Source organism: Streptomyces sp. TM32 (assembly GCF_004122755.1).
In the GTDB taxonomy this organism is placed as follows: domain Bacteria; phylum Actinomycetota; class Actinomycetes; order Streptomycetales; family Streptomycetaceae; genus Streptomyces; species Streptomyces sioyaensis.
This window is the reverse complement of record NZ_SDIG01000032.1, coordinates 28,969-54,434: the sequence shown is the minus strand read 5'-3', so window position 1 is coordinate 54,434 and position 25,466 is coordinate 28,969. Positions and strand designations below refer to the sequence as shown.

The following is a 25,466-nucleotide window of genomic DNA, read 5'->3' as shown; positions in this document are numbered from 1 at the left end:
CACCCACCCACCCACGGATTCGGGTGAGGTCCCTGTAACTGCCCTTGTATTCAAGAGAGTTGAGGATAAGTAACACGAGGTAATGGCGAGCGAGGAGCCATGCGTCCTTCGTCAGGCCCTCCAATCGATAGACCAGCTCCTGTGACTCTTGTGGATGTACCAGTCGATTTCTGACCCAGGTCACAACATCGGCACCATCGATGTCTATCTTCCTGTCGGCCTTCACGCGGGCGGCGTACTGCGTGGCCGTCGGCAGAAGGTCGGCGTCAATACCGACGGGGATTTGGGCATCACGTAGCACCTCGCGCAGCAGGTCGTGTGCCGGGCGGTGCTTGTACTGCTGCTTGGTCAGGGCGCCGTTGAGGACGAGGCGCTCCCACATGATGTGTTCCAGGCCGGCCGTACCCATGATGATCCGGGGCTCAACGAAGTCACGGCTCCGCATGGCGGAGATGGCGTACATCATCTGAAAGCGCAGCGGCGCGAGTCTGTCAGGGTCGCCAAAGGCATCGATCACGAGATCCAAGAAGTCGCCGAGCGATTTGTGATCTTGGTCGTACCACCAGCCATCACTGCTTCTACGCGCTGGGTCGCAGTGGGAGGCTTGCCATTGCTCCCACACCACGCGACCGTCGCTGTCTTCGCCGACCGGCAGCATGGGCGCGGCCCATCGGCCGAGTGCGAACGAGATCCCAACATGCATCGCGGTCAGCGCGGGCTCGACTTCGTCAGCTGTGAAGGGCGAGCCATCGGCACGACGCACCTCCATGACGTGCGTCATCACATACACATTAGTCGTATGGAGATCGCGCCAAATCTCCTGGTAGTCAGGGCGAACATCGAGCGTGATCTTCCAGCCGCTCGCCTGATGCACCCAACGGCCTGACCACTCCCGCTCTTCGCTGGTCGTCTTCGCCACTAGTCCCAGCGGGCCGTGCCAGTTGGGCAGGTTGAACCAATGAACAACGACGCGGGTCAATGGAGATTTAGGGTTACCGAATGACGCCCCGTTCGACCATCCTCCACCGATGTTGCGGGGTACGCCCGACATGGTCATGTCGCCCAGCGAGCGGCGGAGTGTCAGCGGCACTTCGTCGCGGTTAGCGAAGTCCGGCGAGGCGCAGTCGTCAACTTCCCACTCAAAGCTGAAGCCATTGGAGCAGGTCAGCTCGACGCGGCCAGGAACGTCAGTTGCTGCTAGACCGCCGATCGGACCGTCGTACAGACGGACAGGCTGGCTCGGTTTGTTGTAGGGATAGACCGGCGCAAGTGGTTGGCCCGCTGAGGGCATGTTCATCGAGGCCACATAGCCACGGTAGCGAAGCAGCCCTCTGAGCGTCGGGCGACTGGCAAACCGCTCCGGGGCGTGCGGCCCTGGCTGCTGCCGCCGGTGATTGTGGCCCCGACAGCTTGATTGGTACCGCTGGCTTCAACCGAAGACGCCTTGCGCGAAGCGGATGGTGTCCTTCAGTGAGGTGGCCAGCACGGGGTCGTGATCTTGACCGGGGTGCCGAGTGAAGGCGAGCCGAGCTACTTCAGGTCGTGGTTGCCCTTGCAGCGTGACGGATCGCCCGGCATGCCGACTCGGGGCGCCGTCGCCCGCGGAGCCAGCCGACATGTGGCCTTGCTTTGGCTGCCTCGCCCCTACAGGAGGGCCTCTTCCGCCAGTACCGTTGCATGCTCACTCGATGGGGATACGGGACTTCGGGGGCGTGCCCAGTGGCGGGAAGCGAACTCACACTCGGTAAGACGATCGCCAAGGCGCGCAGGCGCAAGGGATGGCCGCAGCGGGACCTGGCTGCGATGATCGACCGGTCGGAGAGCTGGGTGTCTCAGGTCGAACGGGATGTCATCCCGGTCAACAGTCTGGATACGCTGCGTCAGATCTCTGATGCCTTGGATATTCCCCTGTCCGAGCTTCTCGCTGTCGCACCGTCCGGGCCAGCGCCGACATCGACCCGGCGTAGGCCCACCTCGGCTAGGGTTGATCGCAATCTTGGTCCAGAGGAGGGGGACGACCCCGTGCGACGCCGCGAACTTCTGGCCGCTGCGGCGGTGGTCTTCACCACCCCCCTGGCCGGTGCCTCTCCAGCCGAGGCCAGCACCCTCGCGCCACTGGAAGATCACCTGCTCTACGGCAATGCCACCGTGCCGAAGCGCAGTGAGGTGTCACCGGCCGGCGTCGCTGCCGAAGTGAAGGTGTCCCGAGAGGAATTCCGAGCCGCCCGCTACGACACGCTGGCCCGGAACCTGCCCGGCAGGATCGCGCAAGCTCAGGGCCTGGAGCCGGCGGAGCTGTCGGCCACTGCCGTCGCCGACCTCTACAACATCGCCACTCGGCTGTGCATCAAGCTCGGCGAGGACGGTCTGGTGGCGATCACTGCGGACCGTGCGCTGACCTCTGCGCGGATCGGCGGCGATGCCCTGACGATCGCCGAGGCGCACCGGATGGTGTCCAGTGCGTGGCGCCGCCAAGGTCACCTCGCACGCGCCACTGATATCGCCGTCAGGGCCGCGCAGGGCGTGCGTGGGGATCGCAGCACCCCCGAGACCGCCCGGCTGGCCGCGAGTGTCTCGCTGCTGGCCACTGCCGCGTACACGGCGGCCAAGATGGGCGATCGGCCCACCGCGCACGGGCTGATCGGCGAGGCCGCCGAAGCCGCCGAAATCGGCCGGACGAGCCCCGAGGCCCGCACGGACACCGGTACCCAGCAAGTGCTGCTGCACCAGCTTTCCGTCCACTACCTGCTCGGTGACGCTGGGCAGGCGATCGATCTGGCCAGGACCATCAACCCCGCGGCCCTGCCGACCGCCGAGCGGCAGGGGCGCTTCTTCACTGACGTGGCCCGGTGCTTCGACCAGTGGGGCAAGCCCGAGCAGTGCTACCGGGCGCTGCTGGCGGCCGAGCGGGCCGCACCACAGGAGATCCGGCGCGGGTCGGTCAAGAACCTGGCCAGCGGTCTGCTCCGGCATGACCGGACCCTCCCGGGGGTCCGGGCGTTCGCCGGCCGCGCGGGCGTAGCCGTCAACTGACCCACCCGCAAAGGGATTACTACCTCGCAACCCGGTTGCGGATCTGCCTGTTGCTCCGGCGGTTGACTCGTACTCAGCCGCCAGGGGCCGTGTAAGGCCGGCCTCTCCTCGCCCCTGGCGGTGGTGACTACCACCACCGTCTTCGAGGAGTTGCACCATGGATGCCACCCGTGCCGATCAGCAGCCGCTGCCGGGTCAGTTGCGCCCGGCAGGCACCGACGGCATCGACCAGATCCAGGCGGACATCGCCGCAGCTCTGCGCTCCACCATCGTCCTTCCCCCGTATGACGAAGTCCTCCGGCTGATCGACACCCTCAAGGGACATCTCGACCCGCTGGTCGAACAGGCCAAGGAGCACGTCCAAGTACACCGGCCGGGCGAGGTCGCCTGGTACCGGGAACACGCCCAGATCGACAACGCCCAGATCCAGCTGCGATCCGGGCCTGGCGACGGACTGGTGTCGGCCGCCCGTCGCCTTCAGTCGCTGGCCCGGTCCGTCCAGCAGCTGCTCCGCCAGATCCACCACAACCAGGGGGCATGAGGTGACGCGGTCCGAGCACGGAGCCAGGGGCCGCCACCGCAGCGGTGAGCCGCGGCTGGACATCTGGCTGGGGCGCCTGTGGCTGCTGGGTGCATCGGCCACCCTCACGCTCCTGGCCCTGACCGTGCAGCAGGACGCCGACCGCACCCTGACAGCCCCAGCCTCCGCACCCGACACCGACCCGGCGCCGCCCGTCTAGGCGTCCACAGATTTCCCACCGGAACCCCGGTGGGAGAACCGAAGAGAAAGGAACATGCGATGAACGACCTGATCGTCTCGAAGCGTTCCGTGCAGGCCGCCCGCAGCCAGGACCGGCTGAGCGACGGCGGCGGCACTGGCAAGGGCGACGGCAACGACTGATCGGAGCCGTAGATGACCGCCATCTCCTCGGCGGTCCGGAGCCTCGGCGGGGACTTCCCCGCCGAGGCGTTCGGCCGCACCTATCGCCTCTGGCCGCGCGTCGGCGACTTCTCGGACCTGTTTACCTGGGACGACCTCAACCAGATCATCGCCCGGCACCGTCTCGAACCCCCGCGGCTGCGGCTCTTCAACGACGGCAGCCAGATCCCGCAACACAGCTACGCCCACCCTGTGGTGTCCAAGCGCCACACGGTCTGGCACCGGATCGAGCCCGCCAACCTGCACCACCAGCTGAAGGACGGCGCCTCGCTCGTCCTGGACGCCGTCGACGCACTGCACCCCGGTGTGGAAGACCTCGCGAGCGCGCTGGAGCGGCACTTCCGTACCGACGTGCAGGTCAACCTCTACGCCTCATGGACTCCGAAGGAAGGCTTCGGCGTGCACTGGGACGACCACGATGTGGTGGTCGTCCAACTCGAAGGCGCCAAGCGGTGGAAGATCTACGGCGCCACCCGGATCGACCCCCTGCGCGTCGACACCGAGGCCCCTGAGCCACCAACCGGGGCCCCGGTCGCGGAGATCGTCCTCCAGGCCGGCGACATGCTCTATCTGCCCCGGGGCTGGTGGCACGCCGTCGCTGCCACTGAGGGCCGGTCCCTCCACCTGACCTGCGGGCTCAAGCCCACCACCGGAGCGGACCTCCTGTCGTGGCTCGCGGACCAGCTGCGGGTCTCGACCACGATCCGTGCGAACCTGCCGTACTTCGCCCCTCCGGACGAACGGACCACGTATCTCCAAGCCCTGCGCAAGGAGTTCGCCGACGCCCTGCACGAGGGGGTGATCGAGGAGTTCATCAACGCCCGAGGGAGCACGGACCCGGGCCGGCCGATGCCGTCACTGCCGTTCGTGGACGGCATCCCCGCGGACGAGAGCCTGAGCGTCAGGCTCACCGCCGCCGGAGCCTGGTACGGCGTGGACGAGATCGGCCACGTCGTGTTCAGCGCCGGCGGCCAGGAGTGGACGTTCAGCAGGCCGGTCCTCGCCGTGATCAAGCTTCTCCTTGACGGAAGCGCCGCAACCCTGGGCGAACTGTCGGTAAGCTCCGGGCTCCCCCTCGGCCACGTCTCAGCCCTCATCTCCGAGCTGGTCGAGGCCGGTGCCGCCGCCGTCAGCCGGAGAAGGTAGCCGACGATGTTCACTGCCCCTGAGCCTGCCGTCAGGGACCGCATGCTCTCCGCCCGCGGCCACGCCTGCGCCCTGATGGGCCTCGTCGACACCACGGGCGGAGAGGTGTGGGGATACGAGGGAAGGACGCTTTCCGGGGCTGTCTACACGCCTACGGGGGTCGCATGGCTGCGGCTGGTGAGTGATCCCCAGGGGAAGAGCGGCGGGAAGCTGTGGGAAGGCCCGCGGGAGGCGGAACGGTCCCTCCCATCCGCAGTGCCCCGGCCCCGGCTGCTTGGTCTACGCGACTGGTCGACGGACGGCTGGGACTACCGGGCAGAACACTACGACTTCGTCGCGGCACCGCCCGTGGCCAAGAGCCCGGTACTCCACCACCACGCCGATCTCCCGGACATCTGGTGGCAGGACCTCCACCTGGCCCTGACACACATCGCGCTCGTCGGCACAGACCGTCAGGCGGTGCGCGAGGAGTACATCCGGCGCCGCGTCCCGGAGTTCACCGGCGTCACCCCCGGCGAGATCACCTGGACCACGGCCCACGGCGACCTCCACTGGGCCAACCTCACCGGCCCGGCACTGACCCTCCTGGACTGGGAAGGCTGGGGCACGGCACCCATCGGCTACGACGCCGCAACCCTCTACCTGCACTCCCTACCCGTGCCGGACGTCGCCGAGCGCATCCGCAAGGAATTCGCCGACGTACTGGACACCCCGCCCGGCCGGATCGGCGAACTGACCGCCTGCACGGAAATCCTCCAAGCCGCTCCCCGAGTGCCGTTCTACGCAGACCTGGCCGACGACGTACGGCAACACCTCAGTCGGCTGAAGGACCCACGATCCGGATCAGCGTCGTCGGGCCGGTGAGCGCTGCGAGGACGGGACGGCTGCTGCTGAGGCCGGCGCGGTGGGGTGTAGCGCGGTGCTGCGGGCCATGGCGGCCTGCGCCCGAGGGCCGGAGGCGTGGCGCTGGCCGAGGCGTTGGATGCGCCAGGTCAGTGCGCGGGCGGGGTGGCGGGCGTCGTCCAGGGAGCGCTGGCTGAGTGCCTGATTGAGGACCGTGGCCGCGTTGTGGCCCTGCCTCTCTGCTTCGGCAAGCACGGTGGCGAGTGCATCCCAGGCCCGGTCTTCCACAATGCGCTCGGCGTGTTCGGGGACGGCCCGCCGGAGGTGGTGGGCGTAGCGGTGCTTGGTCTGCTGGCCAGGAGCGCGGCGGGCGAGGTCGCCGAGTGCGGGTTCGATGACCGTTCCGTAGGCGGCCTGGAGGTGGACGAGGGCTTGCTGGGCTGCCGCCTCCTGCTGGGCGTGCTGGTGCGTGCGGTGCCAGTGGATCGCGAAGGCCACTGCGGTGAGCGCGGCGTCCAGCAGCATCGCCGGCCCCGACCCGTCGCCCGCCGCATCGGGATGACGCCAGATGGCTTGGACGCTGCGGCGCAGGACGCGTGCGCTGTCGCGGTCGGCGGTGATGCGAGAGCGGGTGGCGCGCTCGAAGGCAGCTGCGGCCAGCTGCAGTTCGGCCTTCGCTGCGGACGGTGCGGTGACCGGCAGAAGGTCCAGGGCCGCGCCGAGCGCGACCAGCTGTCCCTGGACCGCGTGGTCATCGCCGAAGGTGAGGTGGCTGGGGATGCGTTCCGTGGCGGCTGTGGCCTGGTGCCACGGATCGCCCGGCCGCGGAGCGATCGGCTCGGGGGCGGTGTCGGAGAGGCGTTGGCGGACTTTGGGCAGGGAGAGGTCGCTGGCGAGGGTGGAGCCGGAGAACCACACCGGCTCGCCGACCTTGTTGACGTCGCCGGGCAGGGCGACGCTGTAGCCGAGGACATCGCCGGAAGGCCCGGCCTTCGGCCGCACGGTCACGCCCGTCGCCTCCAGCAACGCGAAGAACTCGGCCTCGCTGGACGCGGCTGCCACCGCGCGGCGTACCCGGAGGCGCAGGACCTCGCGTGCTGTCGCGTCCTGGCCGTGGCGCTTGGCCTTGAAGTGCTCCTTGCTGGTCGGGCGCTTAGCAGCGGTGCCGTCACCCGGCTTGAGCCGCCTGAGCCCGTAGTCCACTTCGATCCTGCGGGCCTCCTTCTGGACAGCGCGCTGGTCGTAGCCGCGGCTCGGACGCCGGCCGTCCTGGCTCACCAATGTGGCGGCGATGTGGATGTGGTCGTCCGCGTGGCGCACCGCCACCCACCGGCACGCCTCCTCATCCCCGTCGGGCACGATGCCGGCGGCGGCCACGATCCGGCGCGCCACATCCGCCCACTGCTCGTCGGTCAGGATCGGGTCCTCGGGGGCGGCACGGACGGGGCAGTGCCACACGGTGTGCTTGGGTGCCTTGTCGCCCAGCATCTTCACGGGCTGGTCGAGCTGCGCGGCGAGCTGGTCCGCCACGTCCTTGGGGTTGCGGTGCGGGCTGCGGCCGGGGTCGGGGGCGAAGTCGTTCCAGGAGGCCACCAGGTGGGGGTCGATGTGCTCGTTGGCCCGGCCCTTGCCGAAGAGGTAGCCGATCGTGCGGCGCGTGGCGTGTGGGCCCTTGCCGAGGATGATCTTGGGTATCAACGGCTCACCGACCCGTGGTCACGTGAACGATGGCGTCGTCCACTTCAGCGATCGATGTCTCGACGTGGTCCAGGAGCCGTTGGACGGTGTCGTGGTGGGGCCAGGCACCGTCCTCGTTGAGGTGCCGGGTGAGCTGGTTGAGGTTGTTGCCGACCATGGCGAGCTGGCGGTTGGCATCCATCAGCGTCTTGACCGCGGCGCGATAGTCGGCGACCGCAGCGGTGGGGGCATCGGAGCGGGCAGCGGCGAGCGAGCTTTCGGCCACGTAGCCGCCGAGCGCCATGTGACTCAGTTCAGCGGCCTTCTGGACGAGGCCGAACTCGTTGTCGCTGTAGCGGGGATACACACGCTTCTCACGCGGCTGCGGCTCTCGCAGACGACGATGAGGGGCAGGCGTCTGCGGTGCGCTCGGTGAGGACTGACTGGCCCCTCCTTCGGTCGGCTCCCCTGGGCCGGCCGACTCCGGCGCCCCCTCGGCGCCGGTTGCCTCCGCCCCCTCTGGGGCGGAGGCCGGGTAAGGACTCCTTACCCGACAACTTGCTGCGTCTGAAGCTGGGGTGGTGATCGTCTGCTGTGTTGAGGGGAGCTGGGGTTCGTCATCGACGTCGTGCATGTGGGCTCCTGCAAACGGTGGGAGTGAGGGCCCGCCCCTCTCGTGCTGATGCGCGGGAGAGGCGGGCGGGGACGACGAGGGCTATGGGGGCCAACCGGTTCATGCGGCGGCTTCGTCGAGTTCGGCCTGCAGCAGGTTCTTGACTTCATCCAGGCGGCTGCGGGAGATGCCGAATCCCTTGTCCCGGATTGCCTTTTCGATGTGGCGGCGCGAGACGCGCCCGGCCCGGCCGAGGGGGGCGGTGCGGCCGATGTCGATGGCCTGCTCCAGGGAAAGGCTTGGCTGGTTCCCTCCGCGCCTACCGTGCTGCTGCGCGGTCACCGCCACTTGCTTGATCGCCGGCCCATCCACGGCGTTGACGTTCGTAGCGGGAGGCGGTGCTGTGGCACTGGCCTTGTTTCCCCAGACTGGTGTGTGGCCCTTGTTGTCGCTGTGGCCCTCGCTGTCGTGGCCGTCGGCGGCGGTCGGGCGCCGGGCGACAAGGAGGTAAAGGTGAACGGCCCCGGCCAGGGCGAGTGGGGCGATGACAGAGATCACGCCGACGGTGATGTCGTCGAGGGCAAGTCCTGTGTGGCGGGCCTGCTCGTTGAGGCGGATGGCATGCAGGACGTTGGCCCAAATGCTTGTGGCGGTCGCGATGCCGACCAGCGCCGAGACGTAGAGGCGGGCGGATAGAGGCGCTTGCCGCAGGGTGAGCAGGGCGCCGATCCCGATGGCGATGAAGCCGTCGATGACGAGCGGGAAGGCATAGGTGAGCGCCGGGTGGATGTGGCTGGCGGCGGCCATCTGGCGCAGGGCGTCGTAGGAGAGCGCGAAGGCCGCCACGGCCAGTAGCGCCACACCTGCACGGATCGCGACGGTCAGCGGCACCGGGGAAGCGGAGGGGGCGTTGAGCGGTGAAGGCAAGCGTGGTGCTCCAGGAAATGCGGGGCTGATGTGGCCGTGGCCTGAGGAGACTCGTCGCGACTCGTTACACGCCTGGTCAGGGCAGGTACGGGTGCGTCGGTGATGTCGAGTCGACTCGTTGCAGGTCTCCGACTCGTCCCCGCGCTGACCTGCGTGGAGACGAGTCGAGACGAGTCGTGCCGGGTCAGGCGCCGGTCGTGGGTTCCGGCGTGGGCTCGGGGCAGTAGCGCGCCCAGGAGTCGGCGAACTGCAGGCGGGTGAAGCCCTTGGCTTGGACGTTGCCGTGGAAGCGGCGGGTGGCCGAGCTGATGCCGTACTCCTTGAGCAGGATCTGCAGGCCGCGAGGAGTCAGGCCGTTGGCGGTGTGCTCCGGCCAGGGCGTCTCGTCGTCCTGGTTGAGGATGTCGAGGAGACGACCGGTGCGGAGCGCCGGTGGATTGCCTTCGGTGGCGAAGGCGCGGCGGATGTCGGCCAGGAGGCGGATGCCCAGGCTGCTGCTGTCCTGGTCCTGCTCGGCCTCGTGCTTGGCCGTGACCCGGCAGGCGGTGCGGGCGAGGTCAGGCCACTGACCTCCCGCGAGGTCGGCGACGGACACCAGAGGCTGCCAGGTATCAGCCGCGCGGTCTTCGACCGGCATGGTCGGCGTCAGCTCCATCGCGTCGGCGTGGAGCGGTGCCAGCCATGCGACGAACCTGTCGCGCAGCGCGTGGAGGGCCGGGGTGTCACGGAAGGTGCGAAACTCCGCAACCTTCTCGCCCGGCCTGCGGCGCCGCATCCGGATGACGATCGACCGGTCCATGATCGTGTCAGGCAGGTCGCCGATGCCAGCGAGGGCTGCCATCGCGAAGGTGGGGAACTTCGCGACCTCGTGGTTGGGGCCGGAGACCCGGAGAGTGGGTCGGTTGCGCTGGTGTCCCGCGTTGAGCAGGCCGCGCATCTCTTCGTTCTTCTCCGCGACCTTCACCGAGCCGAAGAGCGTGTCGGCCTCGTCGACCAACAGGGTCGGCGGGGCGTCGGTGATCGACCGGAAGACCGCGGCAGCCGAGGCGTTGACCGTGATCAGCGGGTCGTGGACGCTCTCGGTGATCACGTCCAGGAGCCGCGACTTGCCGCACCGCTTGGCCGGCCCCACGACGGCCAGCCTCGGAGCGTGCTGCCATGCGGTCTGCAGATGGGTCGCCGCAACCCACAGGGTTACCGCCGTGAAGGCTTCCTCGCTCGGCAGCACGACATACCGACGGATCTGCTCCCGCAGTTCCGTCAGCACCTGCTCGCCTTCGGAGACCGGGGCGGGGTCGGGTATGACGGTCGGCGGCTCGCCCGGCGACGGCACGGAAGGGGCGTCACTAGGCTGGCCGGGGACGGCAACAGGCGGCCATACAGGCTTGTCGGAGTCGGAATAGGGCTCGGCTCCCGCATGTTCCACAGGGCAGCTCCTCGTCTGGCGGTGGCGGGCTTGCGCGCCCTTGCCGCCGGGTTGGTTCTTGACGGGCCGTTCGGGGTTGCTGGGGCCTCCGGCGTTGCACCGCCGGAGGCCCCTCCCCGTCTCGCGGACACCAGGCCATCGCGAGGGAACACGGACCGTACGTCCACCCCTGCCCACAGTCCAGCGATTCTGTGTCAGCTCAACGCAGAATCGCCTGCTACGCTGCCGCCCCTTCACGCCGCCAACCCGAGCAGATCCAGCAGATCTGCGGTGACGACGCGATAGGCGTTGCCGAGTCGCAGGACCTTGCACGGGTACGCACCCCGCTTCGCCAGCTCATAGCCCTTACTCCGGCCGAGCCCCAGGGCGCGATTACTGGTCTCCAGGTCAACGGCTACTGGAAGCGCAAGCAGATCTTCCCGGCTCATCCCGTTCATTCGTCCGGCAGCGGCGTTTTCGCGCATGCGGCATCCCTTTCGGTACAGCCGTCGGCGAACGCGGTCATCACGTCCGTCTCCAGGCGACCACCAACCAGGATCCTCAAGCTAATGTGTCTGAGTGACACAACACGGTAGCGATGATGATGAGGACGACTTCCCCGAGTGGGAGGACCGGATCAAGGCCAACGTGGCCGGCGAAGTCCGGCGGAGAAGGAAGGAGATGGGGTGGAGCGCTCAGGATCTGGCCGACCAGTGCGAGAGGCTCGGGCATCCCATCCCACGCAACGTGATCGCCAACATGGAGTCCGGACGCCGGGCCAGCCTTCCGCTGGTGGACGTCATGGTCCTGGCCGCCGCCCTGGAGACCTACCCGGCATGCCTGATCTTCCCCGTCGGGTACGTCGACCAGACCCAGGAATTGCCGTTCCAGGACCTCGTGCCCACCTGGGACGCCCTGCGGCGCTTCACCGGCGAGCAGGAAGTGCCCGGCTACGACGCGGGCCTCGTGCCCGACTTCGAAGCTCACGCCAGCCTCGTACGCACCGCCTTGGCCGCACTCGATGAAGAAGAGCAGGCACGGTTCGCGGTCAAGACGGCAACCAGCCGTGCCCGGCAGGAAGAAGCTGAGCGCAAGCGGACCACGTACGCCGACCAGGCCATCTCGGCCAAGTACAACCTCCGCCACCTCCGTCGGGACCTCCGCGACGACGGAGCCACCCCGCCCGTCCTCCCACCCGCACTCAACGACGTCGACCCACCCGAAGCCGACGCCAACGCCACCCCGGAGGAACGCCTTTGAAGGGCTCCACCCACCGCCGCTGCTACTGCCGCGACCCCAAGACCGGCAAGCCGCTCGGCAAGAACTGCCCCAAGCTCACCAGCCGCAAGCACGGCTCGTATTCCATACGCCAGGAACTCCCGCCCCGCGAGGACGGCACCCGCCGCTCTTTCAGCCGCGCCGGCTACGAGACCCTCAAAGCCGCACAGGCCGACCTCAACCACATACGCGCCCTGCTCGGGCTCTCCCACGCCGACGACCCCGAGGGCCTGGCCCAGATCGCCGAGCTGCTGGAGAAGGTGGCGGACGAGAAGGCGCCCCTGCCGAACGTCGAAGAGACCCGGCGGCGCCTCAGCCACGGCCTGGACCTGACCAGCCGCCTCACTGTCGGCGACTGGCTGGACATGTGGCTGGCGGGCAAGAAGGGGCGACCGAGTGCCATCAGCCGCGACGAGGGCAACATCCGCCTCCACCTCAAACCGCGGATCGGACACCTCCGCCTTGACCGTCTTCGCGTCAGCCACCTGTCGGAGATGTTCGAGGCCATCGCCGAGGCCAACGTCGACATCACCGAGGCAAATGCCACCCGTCGCAGGGCAATTGAGGACCTGGCCGAGATTCCCTGGAAGGGTCGCGTCCACCGCGCCCGCCGCCAGGTGTTGAAGGCTGCCATCGCTGAGATGGATCCCTTCCGCCGCGTCGTCACTCCAGCCACGCGTCAGCGCATCCGCTCCACGCTGCGAGCCGCGTTGAACGCTGCGATCGCCCAGCAGCTGATTACCTTCAACGCGGCCTCCCACGTCGAGTTGGAGGCCGGCAAGCGCCCCAAGGCTCTGGTGTGGACAGAGGAGCGCATCCTCCACTGGAAGCGCACCGGCGAGAAGCCCTCGCCCGTGATGGTCTGGACGCCGGAGCACACCGGCCTCTTCCTCGACCACGTCGCCGAGGACCGCCTCTACGCGCTGTGGCACCTGATCGTCTTCCGTGGACTGCGGCGAGGCGAGGCGTGCGGGCAGAGGTGGACCGACACGCACCTCGACGACGGCCGCATCACCGTCGCCAAGCAACTCGTCGTGCACGGCTGGGAGGTGTACGAGGACGATCCCAAGACCGACGCGGGCGCTCGGACGATCGCGCTCGACTCAGACACGGTCCGGGCCCTCAAACGGCACCGCATCCAGCAGGACGCGGACCGCGAGGAGTGGGGCAGCGCCTGGGCGGAGACCGGACGCGTCTTCACCAAGGAGAACGGCGAGATGCTCCACCCCGCCAACGTCACCCGCCGCTTCATCGAGCTGTGCGAGGAGATCGGCCTCCCGCCGATCCGGCTCCACGACCTGCGCCATGGGGCGGCGACTCTCGCCCACGCGGCCGGGGCCGACCTGAAGGACATCCAGGAGATGCTCGGCCACTCCTCGATCGCCATCACGGCGGACACCTACACGAGCTTGCTGCCGGAGACCGACCGGGCAATCGCCGAGGCCGCCGCCCGCCTCGTCCCCCGCGCACGCCCGACGAAGCCGACCACCACGACCGAAGCGGACGAAGAACCCGGAACCGAACCTGAAGCCGTGACAAACGGTGCCGGAAAATCCGCGGCTGAGCGCGGCCCTGCTGCCCCATCCGCTCACGCACCGCGCACGCAAACGGCCCCGGACGAGGAGTCCGAGGCCGAATAGAACGCCTCCCTGGGGAGAAACCCCAGGTCAGCGCGGCACGCTCAGAGCCCCCTGTCGGATTCGAACCGACGACCTTCGCTTTACAAGAGCGGTGCTCTGGCCAGCTGAGCTAAGGAGGCGTGCGTGAAGCAGTGTACCCAGGCTCGCCGGATGCCCGTCCCCAATTCGTGACTGCCGGGCTACTGACACCGGGGCCGGGCCCGGGTAACGTCACGGAGAGTCCATATAAGTGGACTACACCACTCCTTTTACTCGGATCGTCCGGCACGTTCCTGCCGGTGAAGGGACTTTCACCATGGCTACGGTCACGTATGACCAGGCAACCCGTATCTACCCGGGTTCCGACAAGCCCGCCGTCGACAAACTGGACATCGCCATCGAGGACGGCGAGTTTCTGGTCCTGGTCGGCCCCTCCGGATGCGGCAAGTCCACCTCCCTGCGCATGCTCGCGGGGCTGGAGGACGTCGACGGAGGCGCCATCCGCATCGGGGACCGCGATGTCACCCACCTTCCGCCCAAGGACCGGGACATCGCCATGGTGTTCCAGAACTATGCGCTTTACCCGCATATGACGGTCGCGGACAACATGGGCTTCGCGCTCAAGATCGCCGGCGTGCCGAAGGCCGAGATCCGGCAGAAGGTCGAGGACGCGGCCAAGATCCTGGACCTGACCGAGTACCTGGGGCGCAAGCCCAAGGCGCTGTCCGGCGGTCAGCGGCAGCGCGTCGCGATGGGCCGGGCGATCGTCCGTGAGCCGCAGGTCTTCCTGATGGACGAGCCGCTGTCCAACCTGGACGCCAAGCTGCGGGTGCAGACGCGTACGCAGATCGCGGGCCTCCAGCGCCGGCTCGGCATCACCACGGTGTACGTCACGCACGACCAGGTCGAGGCCATGACGATGGGCGACCGGGTCGCCGTGCTCAAGGACGGTCTGCTGCAGCAGATCGATTCGCCGCGGAACATGTACGACCGGCCGGCGAACCTGTTCGTGGCCGGGTTCATCGGGTCGCCCGCCATGAACCTGGTGGAGGTGCCGATCACCGACGGCGGCGTGAAGTTCGGCAACAGCGTGGTGCCGGTCAACCGCGAGGCGCTGGCCGCGGCCGCCGACAAGGGTGACCGGACGGTGACGGTGGGCGTGCGCCCCGAGCACTTCGACATCGTCGAGCAGAACGGCGCCGCCGCGCAGGCGCTGTCCAAGGAGAGCGCGGACGCACCGGCCGGTCTGGCCATCACCGTCAATGTCGTCGAGGAGCTCGGCGCCGACGGCTATGTGTACGGCACCGCGGAGGTCGGCGGCGAGGTCAAGGACCTGGTCGTACGGGTCCACGGCCGGCAGGTCCCGGACAAGGGCACCCGGCTGCACGTCGTGCCGCGGCCGGGCGAGACGCACGTCTTCTCGACGTCGTCCGGGGAGCGCCTCACCGACTGACATCGGGACGGGCATGGAGTGAGAGCGGCGGCGGTCCGGGGTAGCACTCGGTACCGCCGCCGCTGTGCTGCCCGACTACGCGGCATTGCCACTACAGGGACATAACCGGGCTTTTCCTACCAGTGCGTCAACATCAGTACCGCACCGACGGGCCATTACATCCCTCGATATGGTGACCAAATGTCGCCAAATCATCACTCCTCGCTACCATCTCGACCGTGAACTCCGCAGCCCGCCGCATCGGCAGAACTCTCGCCCTGGTCCTTCCCGTCGTCCTCGTGCTGTCCGGGACCCTCGCGGTCACCCGCGTCCCCTGGGCATCGACGGCCACCGACTCACAGGTGCTGACCGCCTCCTCCGGAAGCGCCGCCACCACGGCCGCGCACAGCACCCCCGAGGAGGCCCTGCGCAAGCGCCTCCTGGTCGAGCTCCAGGAGAAGGATCCGGGGACCGCCCTGACCCACCTCCAGGAGGCGACCACCAAGCGCCCCTCGCTGGCCAAGCACTGCGCTTCGATCGCCCGTGACCTCGGCCGTGCCGCGGTCGCCAAGTACGGCGCCGCACACCGCGCCCAGGCCTTCTCCCGCCCGGTCTGCGACACCTCCTTCGCCACCGGCGTCGCCGCCGCCCAGTGACCCCCGCTCGCACCGCATAGGGTGCGCACCATGACAGGTGCCCAGCATCCTCACCCCACGCAGGCCGTGGTCCTGGCCGGCGGCCAGGGCTCACGTCTCCGCCCGTACACCGACGACCGCCCGAAGCCGATGGTCGAGATTCCCGGTACCGGGACCCCGATCATCGGCCATCAGCTGAACTGGCTGGCCGCCGAAGGCGTCACGGACGTGGTCGTCTCCTGCGGGCATCTCGCCGGCGTCCTCCAGGACTGGCTGGCCGACGCCCAACTCCCCCTGCGCGTCACGACCGTTGTCGAGACCGAGCCCCTGGGCCGCGGCGGCGGGCTCAAGTACGCAGCCGGCTCGCTGCCCCGCCCGGACGAGCCCTGGTACGCCACCAACGGCGACATCTGGACCCGCTTCCCGCTCCGCGAGATGGCCGCCTTCCATCACGAACGCGATGCCGAGGCCACCCTCGCGCTGGCCCGCCCGCACATCCCCTGGGGTGCCGTGGAGACCGACGCGTTCGGGCACGTCCTGGACTTCATCGAGTCGCCGCCCTCGCCGTATCTCATCAACGCCGGCGTGTACGTCTTCTCCGCCGCCTTCACGGACCTGCTCCCCACCCGCGGCGACCACGAGCGCACCACGTTCCCGCGCCTCGCCCGCGAACGCCGGCTGGCCGGCTTCCCGCTCCCCCAGGGGGCCTACTGGCGTGCCATCGACACCGCCAAGGACCTCACCGAGGCCGCCAAGGAGCTGAGCGCGCAGGGGTGTTGAGGGCGACACAGGGGCGGGGCGGCGCAGGGGCGGGCGGCGCACGTTGAGGGCGCTGCACGCGCGTTGAGGGTGGCATTCGCCCATGGGGCTTTCCTTGCGTCCCGTACCGGCACGGCCCGCCCGTCGCCACGCGCCCCGTACTCCCCGGGCTCCCCGTACTCCCCGGGCTCCCCTTGGTCGCCTCTCGCTCGCCGCCACGTTCTGGGTCGCCACGTTCTGGGTCGCTACATCCTCACCGCCGCGTCCTCCGCCGCCTTCCGGCGCCCCGTACATGCCTTGCACGTGCCTCGTACGTGCCTCGTACGTGCCTCGTACGTGCCTCGTACGTGCCTTAAGACATGCCTGTCCCCGACCACTCCGCCCTCCCCCGTACTGGCCGAGGGAAATGGGCCGTACGGAGCGAGCGGGGCGATCGGGGACAGGGGCGGGGGGACCGGTCAGCCCAGGAGGCCGCCCAGGGCGTCGCGGCCGGAGTCGCCTCCGGAGCCGCCGTTTCCGGAGCTTCCGGTGCCGGTGGTGCCGCCGCCGGTGCCGCCCGCGCTGGTGGGCACCCTGCTCGGTACCGGAGCGTGGCGGGTCGGCGGGTTCTGCTGGGGTGCGCTGGTGGTCGCCCCGGGCTGCTGGGAGAGGCCGCTGGTGCTGCCGGACGACCGGCCGGTGCCGGGTGCCGATGCCGACGGGGTGCCGGGCTTGTGGGCCTTGCGCGAGGCGTCCGCGGAGGGCGTGCCGGGGCGCGGTGCGGCGCTGCCGGGGTGCCGCTTGCCGGGCCGGGCGGTGTGCTTGTCGGGGCGGGGCAGCGGGGAGCCGGGCAGGTTGTTGATCGCGGGCTCTCCGGGCCGCGGGACGGTCGCCACCGTCGCGGACCGCACGGCCCCGCCGAGCAGCGAGCCGATGAGCAGGGTCAGTCCGGCCACCATCGCGGTCATCATGGCGCCGCGGCGCAGCACCCGGCGCCGCAGGTCGGCGACCTCGACACGGGGGCCGAGCCGCCGCCAGGCCTCGCCGGCCAGCCGGCTGTCCATGGAGTAGACCGGGGCGCCCGCGATGATCAGCGGGCTCCAGGCGGCGAGGTAGATGATGTCGGGGGCGTCGTAGGCGGGGACGGTCCGCCAGCTGACGGTCATCAGCAGCGCCGCGGACAGCAGGGTGCCGATCGACGCGGCGACACGCTGCCACAGCCCGCAGATGGTCAGGACGCCGACGACTACCTGGAGGAAGGCGACGGTCAGGCCGGCGCCGACCGGGTGCGAGACCGCGAAGTCCCGCAGCGGCACCGCCAGCGCCCAGGGGTCGAGCGACTGCAGCCACTTGACCATCGAGCCCCGCTCGCCGCCGTCGAAGTAGACGGGGTCACAGAGCTTGCCCATGCCGGCGTAGACGGAGATCAGGCCGAGGAAGATCCGCAGCGGGAGGAGGACGACGCCGAGGTTCATCCGGCGGCCGGGGTAGTACGCATGCCGCACGGACTCGGCGCCGCGCCGCTTGCCGCCGGGGTCGTAGCCGTCCGGTGCCTCGAACCGGTCGTCGTCGTAGGCGTCGTCGTAGCCGTCGTCGAGCCGGCCGTGGTCGCGGTAGGGGGTGTTCCGGTAGGGGTGGTCGCTGTCGTAGGCGCCGCCCACGGGGCGTACGCCGCGCAGCAGGGAGTCGGGCTCGGTGGGGCCGCGCTGGCCGATCACCGTCTGGGCGGGGGCGCCGTCGCCGAGGCGGATCCGGGGCAGGACCTGGGTCGTGCCGATGTCCTCGCCCTGGCCGCCGTCCAGGCCGATGCCCGAGTCGCGCACCGCGTGCAGGAGTTGGGTGGTGGCGCCGGCCGTGCCGCCCGGTGCGGTGCGGCCGCTCCACACCACGGGTGCCCGGCGTCTGGCACCGGCGGCCGAGCTGCGGAGGGCGGGGATGTGCGCGGAGTCGGCCACGGCGTGGCGCTCCGCGGGCGCGGCGAGCTGTACGCGGAAGCTGGCGTGGTTGACGATGACCTGCGCGGGATCGCACGGCACCTTGACCGAGCTCAGGCCCGGCTCGTCATCGAAGCCCGGCGAGCGTCCCCCCGTAGGCGTGCGGGGTGTTCTGGTGTCCACGCTCATCTAACCGAGTGACCCGCGCTTAAGACACTGCCTTGACCGGGTCGATCTGTCCGAGACCCGTCAAAAGATCACGGGATTCCGCAAAGATCTACGGTGGGTCAGGTCTTGCCCCAGGGTGTGGCGCGGTCCGCACCGTCCGCCCTGGGGCACCTGGACTCAGCCGCGGCGGCGCGCCGCCTCCCACAGGACGACACCGGCCGCGACACCGGCGTTCAGCGACTCGGCGCCGCCCGGCATCGGGATCCGCACCCGTACGTCACAGGTCTCGCCGACCAGCCGCGACAGGCCCTTGCCCTCGCTGCCGACCACGATGACGACCGGGCCGTCCAGCGCCTCGACGTCCTGGAGCTCCAGCTCGCCGTCGGCGGCCAGGCCGACGACCGTCAGACCGGCCTTCTGGTACGACTCCAGGGTCCGGGTCAGGTTGGTGGCGCGGGCGACCGGCGTCCGGGCCGCGGTGCCCGCCGAGGTCTTCCACGCGCCGGCCGTCATGCCGGCCGCGCGGCGCTCCGGCACGACCACGCCGTGGCCGCCGAAGGCGCACACGGAGCGGACGACCGCACCGAGGTTGCGCGGGTCGGTGACGCCGTCGAGCGCGACGATCAGCGGGTCGTCACCGTCGTCGAAGGCGGCCGCGGCCAGGTCCTCGGGGTGGGCGTAGTCGTACGGCGGGACCTGGAGGACCAGGCCCTGGTGGTTGAGACCGTTGGTCATCCGGTCCAGCTCGGGGCGCGGCGCCTCCATGAGGTTGACGTCGCCGCGCTCCGAGGCGAGCTGGAGTGCGGCGCGCACCCGCTCGTCGGTGTCGATGAACTGCTGGACGTAGAGGTTGGTCGCGGGCACCCCGTCGCGCAGCGCCTCGAAGACCGGGTTACGGCCGACGACCAGCTCGGCGGTGCCCTTGGCGCCACCGCGGCGCGGCGCCGGGCGGCGCGCCGCGGCCTGCTTCGCCTTGGCGTTGGCGACGCGGTTCTTGACGTGCCCCTTACGAGCGGACGCGGGCGGGGTCGGGCCCTTGCCCTCCAGGCCCCGGCGCCGCTTGCCGCCGCTGCCGACCTGCGCGCCCTTCTTGTTGGACGTGCGGCGGTTCCTGCGCTGGCTGTTGCCGGCCATGGGTCACCTGTTTCTTCACTGCTCTCGACGTCTCGCGACGTGGAGTGGGTACGTACGTATGGATTGAGTGTCGCCCGCGGCCACCGGGGCGGTCGAATCCGGGTGGCCGGCAGCGGGCGGGACGGGGGTCAGGACAGCGACCACCGGGGGCCCGAGGGAGTGTCCTCGATGGCGAGTCCGGACTGCTGGAGCTGGTCGCGGATGGCGTCGGCGCTGGCGTAGTCCTTGCGGGAGCGGGCGGCCTGGCGCTGGTCGAGAACGAGGCGGACCAGCGAGTCGACCACGCCGTGGAGGTCCGTACCGCGGTCCGTGTCGCACGACCAGGCCTCGTCCAGCGGGTCCAGGCCGAGCACGCCGAGCATCGCCCGCAGCTCGGCCAGCCGGGCCACCGCCGCTTCCTTGTCGTCGGCGCTCAGCGCGGCATTGCCCTGCCGGACGGTGGTGTGCACGATCGCCAGCGCCTGCGGGACGCCCAGGTCGTCGTCCATCGCCTCGGCGAAGGCCGGCGGCACCTCGGCGGCCGGCTCGACCGGCCCGGCCTTCTCCACGACCCGCTGCACGAAGCCCTCGATCCGCGCGAACGCGGACTCCGCCTCGCGCAGCGCGTCCTCGCTGTACTCGATCATCGAGCGGTAGTGCGGGGTGCCCAGGTAGTAGCGCAGCACGATCGGGCGCCAGCGCTTGACCATCTCCGAGACCAGCAGGGAGTTGCCCAGCGACTTGGACATCTTCTCGCCGCTCATGGTGACCCAGGCGTTGTGCGCCCAGTACGCGGCGAAGTCGTCGCCGAAGCCCTTGGCCTGCGCGATCTCGTTCTCGTGGTGGGGGAAGATCAGGTCGATGCCGCCGCCGTGGATGTCGAAGGCCTCGCCCAGGTACTTGTGGGCCATCGCCGAGCACTCCAGGTGCCAGCCGGGGCGGCCGCGGCCCCAGGGGGTCTCCCAGCTGGGCTCGCCCTCCTTGGCGGCCTTCCACATCGCGAAGTCGCGCGGGTCCCGCTTGCCGGTCTCCCCCTCGCCGGAGGGCTGGCGGAGGTTGTCCAACTCCTGGTTGGACAGCTGGAGATACCCCGGGAACGACTTCACGTCGAAGTAGACGTTGCCGTCCGCGGCGTAGGCGTGGCCGCGCTCGATGAGGCCGCGCATCATCTCGATCATCTCGGGGATGTGGCCGGTGGCGCGCGGCTCGTAGGTCGGACGCAGGCAGCCGAGGGCGTCGTAGGCCGTATTGAAGGCGACCTCGTTCTCGTAGCCGACCGCCCACCACGGGCGGCCCTGCTCGGCCGACTTCTTGATGATCTTGTCGTCGATGTCCGTGATATTGCGCACGAACGTCACGGCGTAGCCGCGGTGGGCGAACCAGCGGCGCATGATGTCGAAGTTCAGTCCCGACCTGATGTGCCCGATGTGCGGGGCGGCCTGCACGGTCGCGCCACACAGGTAGATCGAGACACAGCCCGGCACGAGCGGGGTGAAATCGCGAATCTGCCGGGCGCTGGTGTCGTACAGGCGAATCGTCACGGAACCAGGGTAGTCGGAACGAGGCAGTGCCCCGCGACCCATTGGGCCACGGGGGAAGGGATCCGCGACAACCGTCCGATTCGCCGTAATTGCCCGGCAGTCATAGTCGTATTGCCCGGCGTCTCCGGCGGGTCCGGCGTCCGGTCAGATGCTGCCGACCACCTTGCGCGGGGTGATCCGGACCACGACCCGCGGGGCGTCGTCGGCCGCGGCGGGATTGAAGTCGGCGTACGGCTTGCCGGTGTACTTCTGCGACAGCTCGTCGATCAGCTGCTGCCCGCCCTCGGTGGTGAGCGAGGCGGAGCCGCGCACCTCGGCGTAGGTGTACGGCGCGTCGAAGGGCTGGATGAGGACCGAGACGCGGGGGTCGCGCCGGATGTTGGCCTCCTTGCGGCGGCCGACGGTCGTCGAGAACAGCAGATCGTCGCCGTCCCGCTTCACCCAGACCGGGGAGAGCTGCGGGCTGCCGTCGGGCTGGATCGTGGCCACGGTCACGAAGACCGGGGAGTCCAGGAGCTTCTTGAGGTCGTCGGACAGGGTGGCAGTCACGAGGGGTCCTTCCTGCAGGCCGTTCCGGTGGACACGAACACTCCGATCCTCCCCCAACACCCGTGCGGCGCCCGGAATTCCCGCGCCATACGGGGGAATGCCGGGCGCCGCGGCGCACCTCGTGCCGGAACGTGGCCTCAGGCCGTGGTGTCCGTCCCTGGTGTCAGGCCGTACGGAAGACGATCGCCGTGGCGACCGCGGCAAGGCCCTCGGCGCGGCCGGTCAGCCCCAGTCCGTCCGAGGTCGTCCCGGAGACCGAGACCGGCGCGCCGACGGCCGCCGACAGCGCCTTCTGCGCCTCGTCCCGCCGCTTGCCGACCTTGGGGCGTACGCCGATGACCTGCACCGCGACGTTGCCGATGGTGAAGCCCTCGGACCGGACGATCCGCGCGGCCTCGGCCAGCAGCGTCACACCGGAGGCGCCGGACCACTCGGGGCGGCCGGTGCCGAAGTGTGCGCCCAGGTCACCGACGCCGGCCGCCGAGAACAGCGCGTCACAGGCCGCGTGTGCGGCCACATCGCCGTCGCTGTGGCCGGCCAGGCCGTATCCGTCGCTCTCCGCGGCGTCCCAGAGCAGCCCGGCGCACCAGAGCTCCCGGCCCTGCTCGAAGGCGTGCACGTCGGTGCCGATGCCCACGAGCGGCAGCCCGGGGAGCCCGGCGGCGGGGCCGGTCGCACGCTGCTCAGACATAGCCATCGGTGGCCCTCCTGCGGGCGAGTACGGCCTCGGCCAGGACCAGGTCCAACGGCCGGGTCACCTTGAATGCCTCTTCGTGGCCGGGAACGACCACGACCGGCGATCCGAGCCGTTCGACCAGCCCGGCGTCGTCCGTGGCGCCCTCGCCCTCGACGACGGTGTCGTGCGCCTTGCGCAGTGTCGCCAGATCGAAGCCCTGCGGGGTCTGCACGGCACGCAGCAGGGCCCGCTCCGGGGTGCCGACCACCGGCTCGGGGGTGCCCGGCGGCTGCGGCTCGACCTGCTTGACGGTGTCCGCCAGCGGCAGCGCGGGGACGACGGCGGGCGCACCGGCCCGCACGGCCGCGATCACCGCGTCGACGGTGTCTGCCGGCACCAGCGGCCGCGCGGCGTCATGCACCAGCACGACCTCGACGGTGTCCGGGAGCGCCGCCAGACCGCGCTGTACGGACTCCTGGCGGGTCTCTCCGCCGGCGACGACCACGAGGTCGGTGCGCTCGGCGAGCGGATGCTCGTGCAGGAGGCGGCTGACCTCGGCGGCGCCGTCGGGTGGGGCGACCACCACGATGAGTGAGACGGCACGGGAGGCGGCCATCGCACGGACGGCGTGCACCAGCATCGGGGTGCCGCCCAGCGTGCGCAGCGCCTTGGGGGTGCCGGGACCGAGCCGGACACCGCGGCCGGCGGCGGGAATCACCGCGGCGGTACGGGCCGGGCGGGAGGGATCTGACATCGATGGCTCCGGAGTCCGGGGCGAGCCCGGAATTGACGCAGACAGGTTTGTTTCCTCGGACGGGGTGGGTATGGCCTGGGAGTGCCCCCCGCTCGTAGAGCATGGGGTAGTGCCGGGCACGACGCCTCGACCGGACCCTTCCGTGACGCGGTCGAGACAGCCGCCCGGGCCCGGCACGCCACAGTGAATCGGCGATCCGTCGGCGATCTCAGCGAATCGCCGATCCGCCAGCAGATATGCCGCAGCGCCCGGCAACGGACCACTCCACTTGGGAAGCGGTCGTCACTCGGGCACCGCGGCATTACTATGTCGGCGCTGTCGTCGCTGCGCCGGACACTTCGTCGGCGGAAGCGTGACCCGCGCATGCATGATCCACACACACTTGACCAGCACACGCTTGACCCACACACAGCGTCGTCAGGACGCGAGTACCTCGTCGAGCAGGGCCTCGGCCTTGTCCTCGTTGGTGTTCTCCGCGAGGGCGAGCTCGCTCACCAGAATCTGGCGCGCCTTCGCGAGCATCCTCTTCTCACCGGCGGAAAGCCCACGCTCACGCTCACGCCGCCACAGGTCGCGCACCACTTCGGCAACCTTGATCACATCGCCGGAAGCGAGCTTCTCAAGATTTGCCTTGTAGCGACGGGACCAGTTCGTCGGCTCTTCGGCATACGGTGCACGAAGCACCTCGAAGACCCGGTCCAGCCCGTCCTGACCAACCACGTCGCGTACGCCGACGAACTCCGCATTGTCCGCTGGCACACGAACAGTCAAGTCGCCCTGGGCGACCTTCAGCACCAAGTAGGTCTTGTCCACGCCTTTGATCTGGCGAGTTTCGATGGCCTCGATCAGCGCGGCCCCGTGATGGGGATAGACCACGGTGTCGCCAACCTTGAACGTCATGTGACAGGTACCCCTTCCGTGGCTATCCATGCTAACACGGGAACGGGCCGTTCTGAATGGCGTTTTCGCAGGTCAGGGCATATCTCGGGGCTTGACAACAGCAACCGGAACGTGCTGCGAGGGGTCGCGGAAGGCGGGTATTCGCAGGTCGGAGGGGCTGCACGGGTGAGTGGAAACATGCCCGTCACGTACCGAGAAGGCGGGGTTCGAGAGGTCGAACGTCCCGATTTGCGCAGATCCGCATGAGCGAGTTCCGCTACTCCGTTCGGCCGCTCACGGACCTCTCCCGAGCGATTCCCGAATTGATCAACAGCCGACGGTCGATGAGTGTGATCAATTCCGCGAGGCCTTCACATTCTCTGCGAATACTGCTTTTCACCGGGGGGGTCTGGCTGCCCTCACCCGAACGGCCGCTCGTCGAATTTCCGCCACGTTCTCGGTGCGCGTTCTCGTGGTGCGTCCGGAACTGTGCGGCCGGAACTGTGCGGCGATCTGTGCGGCGAAGTGCGCTCCGTCGGTGGAGCGATCCGTGTCCTCTTCCGTGGGCCGCTCTCCGGTCCGTTCCGGGGCTCGTTCCCCGTGCCGTTCAAACCGGGCGCGAGCAGCGGTGACGGGGCCTGAGTGCGCTGGGGGCGGGTCGGGTGCGGCGGCGTGAGGACGGCTCGGTAACCTAGCGGCGCTGACACACCCTTAGGGCGGCTTTACGCACCCGTCGTCATGACGCGTACGCAGTGCCGCCCCAGCCGTCCATCCGCGACCGGGCACGAAGTTCGGCCGCCGTAGCTCGTCAAGGAGATGCCGCCGCCGTGAGCCGCAGCCTTCGACGCGGCGTCCTCGCCGCCACCGTCCTTTCGCTCTCGATCGCCACGCTGTCCGCGTGCGGGGCCGGGAACGATGCCCAGACGCTGCAGGTCAAGCCGGACAACGCCGCGACCTCCGTCGGCGACATCAAGATCCAGAACGCGTCCGTCATCACCCAGCCCGATGTGAACGCCAAGGGCCCGGCCGTGATCTCCGCGACGGTGTTCAACAGCGGCACCAAGGACCAGAAGCTGACTGCGATCTCCGTCGACGGCACCGGCCAGTCCGCCAAGCTCTCGCCGGCCGGTTCCCGCTCGGGCACGGTCACCGTGCCCGCCGGCGGCTCCATCGTGATCGGCGGCAAGGGCGACGCCTCGGCCGTCCTGGCCAGCGGCCGGGAGGCCGTCAAGGACGGGAACGCCCAGCCGCTGACGTTCGCCTTCAGCGCGGCCGGCAAGGTCGGGATCAACGCCTATGTCGTCCCGGCGAAGAGCTACTTCGCGGGCTACGGGCCCTCCCAGCTGCCGCAGCCGTCCGGTTCGCCGTCCCCGTCGGGCTCCGGGAAGCCCTCGGCGTCGGGCAAGCCGTCCGGTTCGGCCAGCCCGTCCCGTTCCGCGAAGCCCTGATGACGCCCGGCGGTCACTGACGCCGGCCCGTCGCAGCAACGCGTCAGGGGCGCCCCTCCGGCTCGGAGGGGCGCCCCTGACGCGTACTACGGCTTGGCCCGCCCGGGCGGCGCCGGCT

General features: G+C 69.7%; 24 protein-coding genes and 1 tRNA gene. 11 read left to right on the top strand and 14 right to left on the bottom strand.

What is annotated here, in order from left to right; genetic code table 11:
- Window positions 1-1,306: hypothetical protein (locus tag EST92_RS10820; RefSeq protein ID WP_135789047.1), on the bottom strand; the 1,306-nt coding region annotated here is incomplete at its 3' end.
- A gap of 413 nt (window positions 1,307-1,719) precedes the next feature.
- On the opposite strand from EST92_RS10820, the gene EST92_RS10815 reads away from it, so the two are divergent.
- The 5 genes from EST92_RS10815 (at window position 1,720) to EST92_RS10795 (ending at window position 5,983) form a co-directional block, all read left to right on the top strand.
- Entirely contained in the window at window positions 1,720-3,033 is a 1,314-nt protein-coding gene (locus EST92_RS10815; RefSeq protein WP_161981729.1) for a helix-turn-helix transcriptional regulator, read from the top strand.
- Window positions 3,034-3,190: 157 nt separating this feature from the next.
- Window positions 3,191-3,574: a DUF6415 family natural product biosynthesis protein gene (locus EST92_RS10810; protein ID WP_129280722.1), complete on the top strand. Its 384-nt coding sequence runs from the start codon at window positions 3,191-3,193 to the stop codon at window positions 3,572-3,574.
- 1 nt (window position 3,575) lies between these two features.
- Entirely contained in the window at window positions 3,576-3,773 is a 198-nt protein-coding gene (locus EST92_RS10805) for a hypothetical protein (protein WP_129280721.1), read from the top strand.
- A gap of 173 nt (window positions 3,774-3,946) precedes the next feature.
- Window positions 3,947-5,119 (top strand): cupin domain-containing protein, encoded by a 1,173-nt coding sequence (locus EST92_RS10800; protein ID WP_129280720.1) that lies wholly within the window; start codon window positions 3,947-3,949, stop codon window positions 5,117-5,119.
- A gap of 6 nt (window positions 5,120-5,125) precedes the next feature.
- The gene (locus EST92_RS10795) at window positions 5,126-5,983 is read left to right on the top strand and encodes a hypothetical protein (protein WP_129280719.1); all 858 of its coding nucleotides are present in this window, start codon (window positions 5,126-5,128) and stop codon (window positions 5,981-5,983) included.
- Here EST92_RS10795 and EST92_RS10790 read toward each other — a convergent pair.
- The 5 genes from EST92_RS10790 to EST92_RS10770 all read right to left on the bottom strand — a co-directional run bounded on the left by EST92_RS10790 (window position 5,963) and on the right by EST92_RS10770 (window position 11,069).
- Complete coding sequence (locus EST92_RS10790) at window positions 5,963-7,660, bottom strand: relaxase/mobilization nuclease domain-containing protein (RefSeq protein ID WP_129280718.1); 1,698 nt, start codon at window positions 7,658-7,660, stop codon at window positions 5,963-5,965. The two genes, EST92_RS10795 and EST92_RS10790, sit on opposite strands and share 21 nt — an antisense overlap.
- 4 nt (window positions 7,661-7,664) lie before the next feature.
- Complete coding sequence (mobC, locus tag EST92_RS31595) at window positions 7,665-8,006, bottom strand: plasmid mobilization relaxosome protein MobC (protein ID WP_174243980.1); 342 nt, start codon at window positions 8,004-8,006, stop codon at window positions 7,665-7,667.
- 366 nt (window positions 8,007-8,372) lie between these two features.
- Window positions 8,373-9,179 (bottom strand): DUF2637 domain-containing protein, encoded by an 807-nt coding sequence (locus EST92_RS10780; protein WP_129280716.1) that lies wholly within the window; start codon window positions 9,177-9,179, stop codon window positions 8,373-8,375.
- Window positions 9,180-9,363: 184 nt separating this feature from the next.
- Window positions 9,364-10,512, bottom strand: a complete 1,149-nt coding sequence (locus EST92_RS10775) for a DUF3631 domain-containing protein (protein ID WP_254068762.1) — start codon at window positions 10,510-10,512, stop codon at window positions 9,364-9,366.
- Window positions 10,513-10,838: 326 nt separating this feature from the next.
- A complete protein-coding gene (locus EST92_RS10770) occupies window positions 10,839-11,069 on the bottom strand; it encodes a hypothetical protein (protein WP_129280715.1) in 231 nt (76 codons plus the stop codon).
- A gap of 94 nt (window positions 11,070-11,163) precedes the next feature.
- On the opposite strand from EST92_RS10770, the gene EST92_RS10765 reads away from it, so the two are divergent.
- Together EST92_RS10765 and EST92_RS10760 are read left to right on the top strand one after the other, a co-directional pair.
- Complete coding sequence (locus EST92_RS10765) at window positions 11,164-11,844, top strand: helix-turn-helix transcriptional regulator (RefSeq protein WP_129280714.1); 681 nt, start codon at window positions 11,164-11,166, stop codon at window positions 11,842-11,844.
- A complete protein-coding gene (locus EST92_RS10760; RefSeq protein WP_129280713.1) occupies window positions 11,841-13,502 on the top strand; it encodes a tyrosine-type recombinase/integrase in 1,662 nt (553 codons plus the stop codon). The genes EST92_RS10765 and EST92_RS10760 overlap by 4 nt, the downstream gene beginning before the upstream one ends.
- Window positions 13,503-13,547: 45 nt before the next feature.
- On the opposite strand, the gene EST92_RS10755 is transcribed toward EST92_RS10760, so the two are convergent.
- Window positions 13,548-13,621: transfer RNA gene (locus tag EST92_RS10755), tRNA-Thr, on the bottom strand.
- A 176-nt stretch (window positions 13,622-13,797) separates the two neighbouring features.
- Between EST92_RS10755 and ugpC the strand changes: the two genes are divergently transcribed.
- The 3 genes from ugpC to EST92_RS10740 all read left to right on the top strand — a co-directional run bounded on the left by ugpC (window position 13,798) and on the right by EST92_RS10740 (window position 16,328).
- The gene (gene ugpC / locus EST92_RS10750; RefSeq protein WP_129280712.1) at window positions 13,798-14,934 is read left to right on the top strand and encodes a sn-glycerol-3-phosphate ABC transporter ATP-binding protein UgpC; all 1,137 of its coding nucleotides are present in this window, start codon (window positions 13,798-13,800) and stop codon (window positions 14,932-14,934) included.
- Window positions 14,935-15,152: 218 nt separating this feature from the next.
- Window positions 15,153-15,569 carry a hypothetical protein gene (locus tag EST92_RS10745; RefSeq protein ID WP_129280711.1) on the top strand — a complete coding sequence of 139 codons (417 nt, stop codon included), beginning with the start codon at window positions 15,153-15,155 and terminating at the stop codon, window positions 15,567-15,569.
- A gap of 30 nt (window positions 15,570-15,599) precedes the next feature.
- Entirely contained in the window at window positions 15,600-16,328 is a 729-nt protein-coding gene (locus EST92_RS10740; RefSeq protein ID WP_129280710.1) for a nucleotidyltransferase family protein, read from the top strand.
- A gap of 437 nt (window positions 16,329-16,765) precedes the next feature.
- Here EST92_RS10740 and EST92_RS10735 read toward each other — a convergent pair whose 3' ends face one another.
- From EST92_RS10735 to EST92_RS10705, 7 genes are all read right to left on the bottom strand, one after another.
- Complete coding sequence (locus tag EST92_RS10735) at window positions 16,766-18,409, bottom strand: DoxX family membrane protein (RefSeq protein WP_254068761.1); 1,644 nt, start codon at window positions 18,407-18,409, stop codon at window positions 16,766-16,768.
- Window positions 18,410-18,565: 156 nt separating this feature from the next.
- Window positions 18,566-19,522: a 23S rRNA (guanosine(2251)-2'-O)-methyltransferase RlmB gene (gene rlmB / locus EST92_RS10730; protein ID WP_129246538.1), complete on the bottom strand. Its 957-nt coding sequence runs from the start codon at window positions 19,520-19,522 to the stop codon at window positions 18,566-18,568.
- A gap of 128 nt (window positions 19,523-19,650) precedes the next feature.
- Window positions 19,651-21,042, bottom strand: a complete 1,392-nt coding sequence (cysS, locus tag EST92_RS10725) for a cysteine--tRNA ligase (protein ID WP_129280709.1) — start codon at window positions 21,040-21,042, stop codon at window positions 19,651-19,653.
- A gap of 144 nt (window positions 21,043-21,186) precedes the next feature.
- Window positions 21,187-21,591 carry a PPOX class F420-dependent oxidoreductase gene (locus EST92_RS10720; RefSeq protein ID WP_129280708.1) on the bottom strand — a complete coding sequence of 135 codons (405 nt, stop codon included), beginning with the start codon at window positions 21,589-21,591 and terminating at the stop codon, window positions 21,187-21,189.
- 163 nt (window positions 21,592-21,754) lie between these two features.
- Window positions 21,755-22,282 (bottom strand): 2-C-methyl-D-erythritol 2,4-cyclodiphosphate synthase, encoded by a 528-nt coding sequence (gene ispF, locus EST92_RS10715; RefSeq protein WP_129280726.1) that lies wholly within the window; start codon window positions 22,280-22,282, stop codon window positions 21,755-21,757.
- Window positions 22,275-23,021, bottom strand: a complete 747-nt coding sequence (ispD, locus tag EST92_RS10710; RefSeq protein ID WP_129280707.1) for a 2-C-methyl-D-erythritol 4-phosphate cytidylyltransferase — start codon at window positions 23,019-23,021, stop codon at window positions 22,275-22,277. The genes ispF and ispD overlap by 8 nt, the downstream gene beginning before the upstream one ends.
- A 417-nt stretch (window positions 23,022-23,438) precedes the next feature.
- Window positions 23,439-23,921 (bottom strand): CarD family transcriptional regulator, encoded by a 483-nt coding sequence (locus tag EST92_RS10705; protein WP_003953493.1) that lies wholly within the window; start codon window positions 23,919-23,921, stop codon window positions 23,439-23,441.
- Between the two features lie 806 nt (window positions 23,922-24,727).
- On the opposite strand from EST92_RS10705, the gene EST92_RS10695 reads away from it, so the two are divergent.
- Complete coding sequence (locus EST92_RS10695) at window positions 24,728-25,348, top strand: DUF461 domain-containing protein (RefSeq protein ID WP_129280706.1); 621 nt, start codon at window positions 24,728-24,730, stop codon at window positions 25,346-25,348.
- Window positions 25,349-25,466 lie beyond the last annotated feature (118 nt).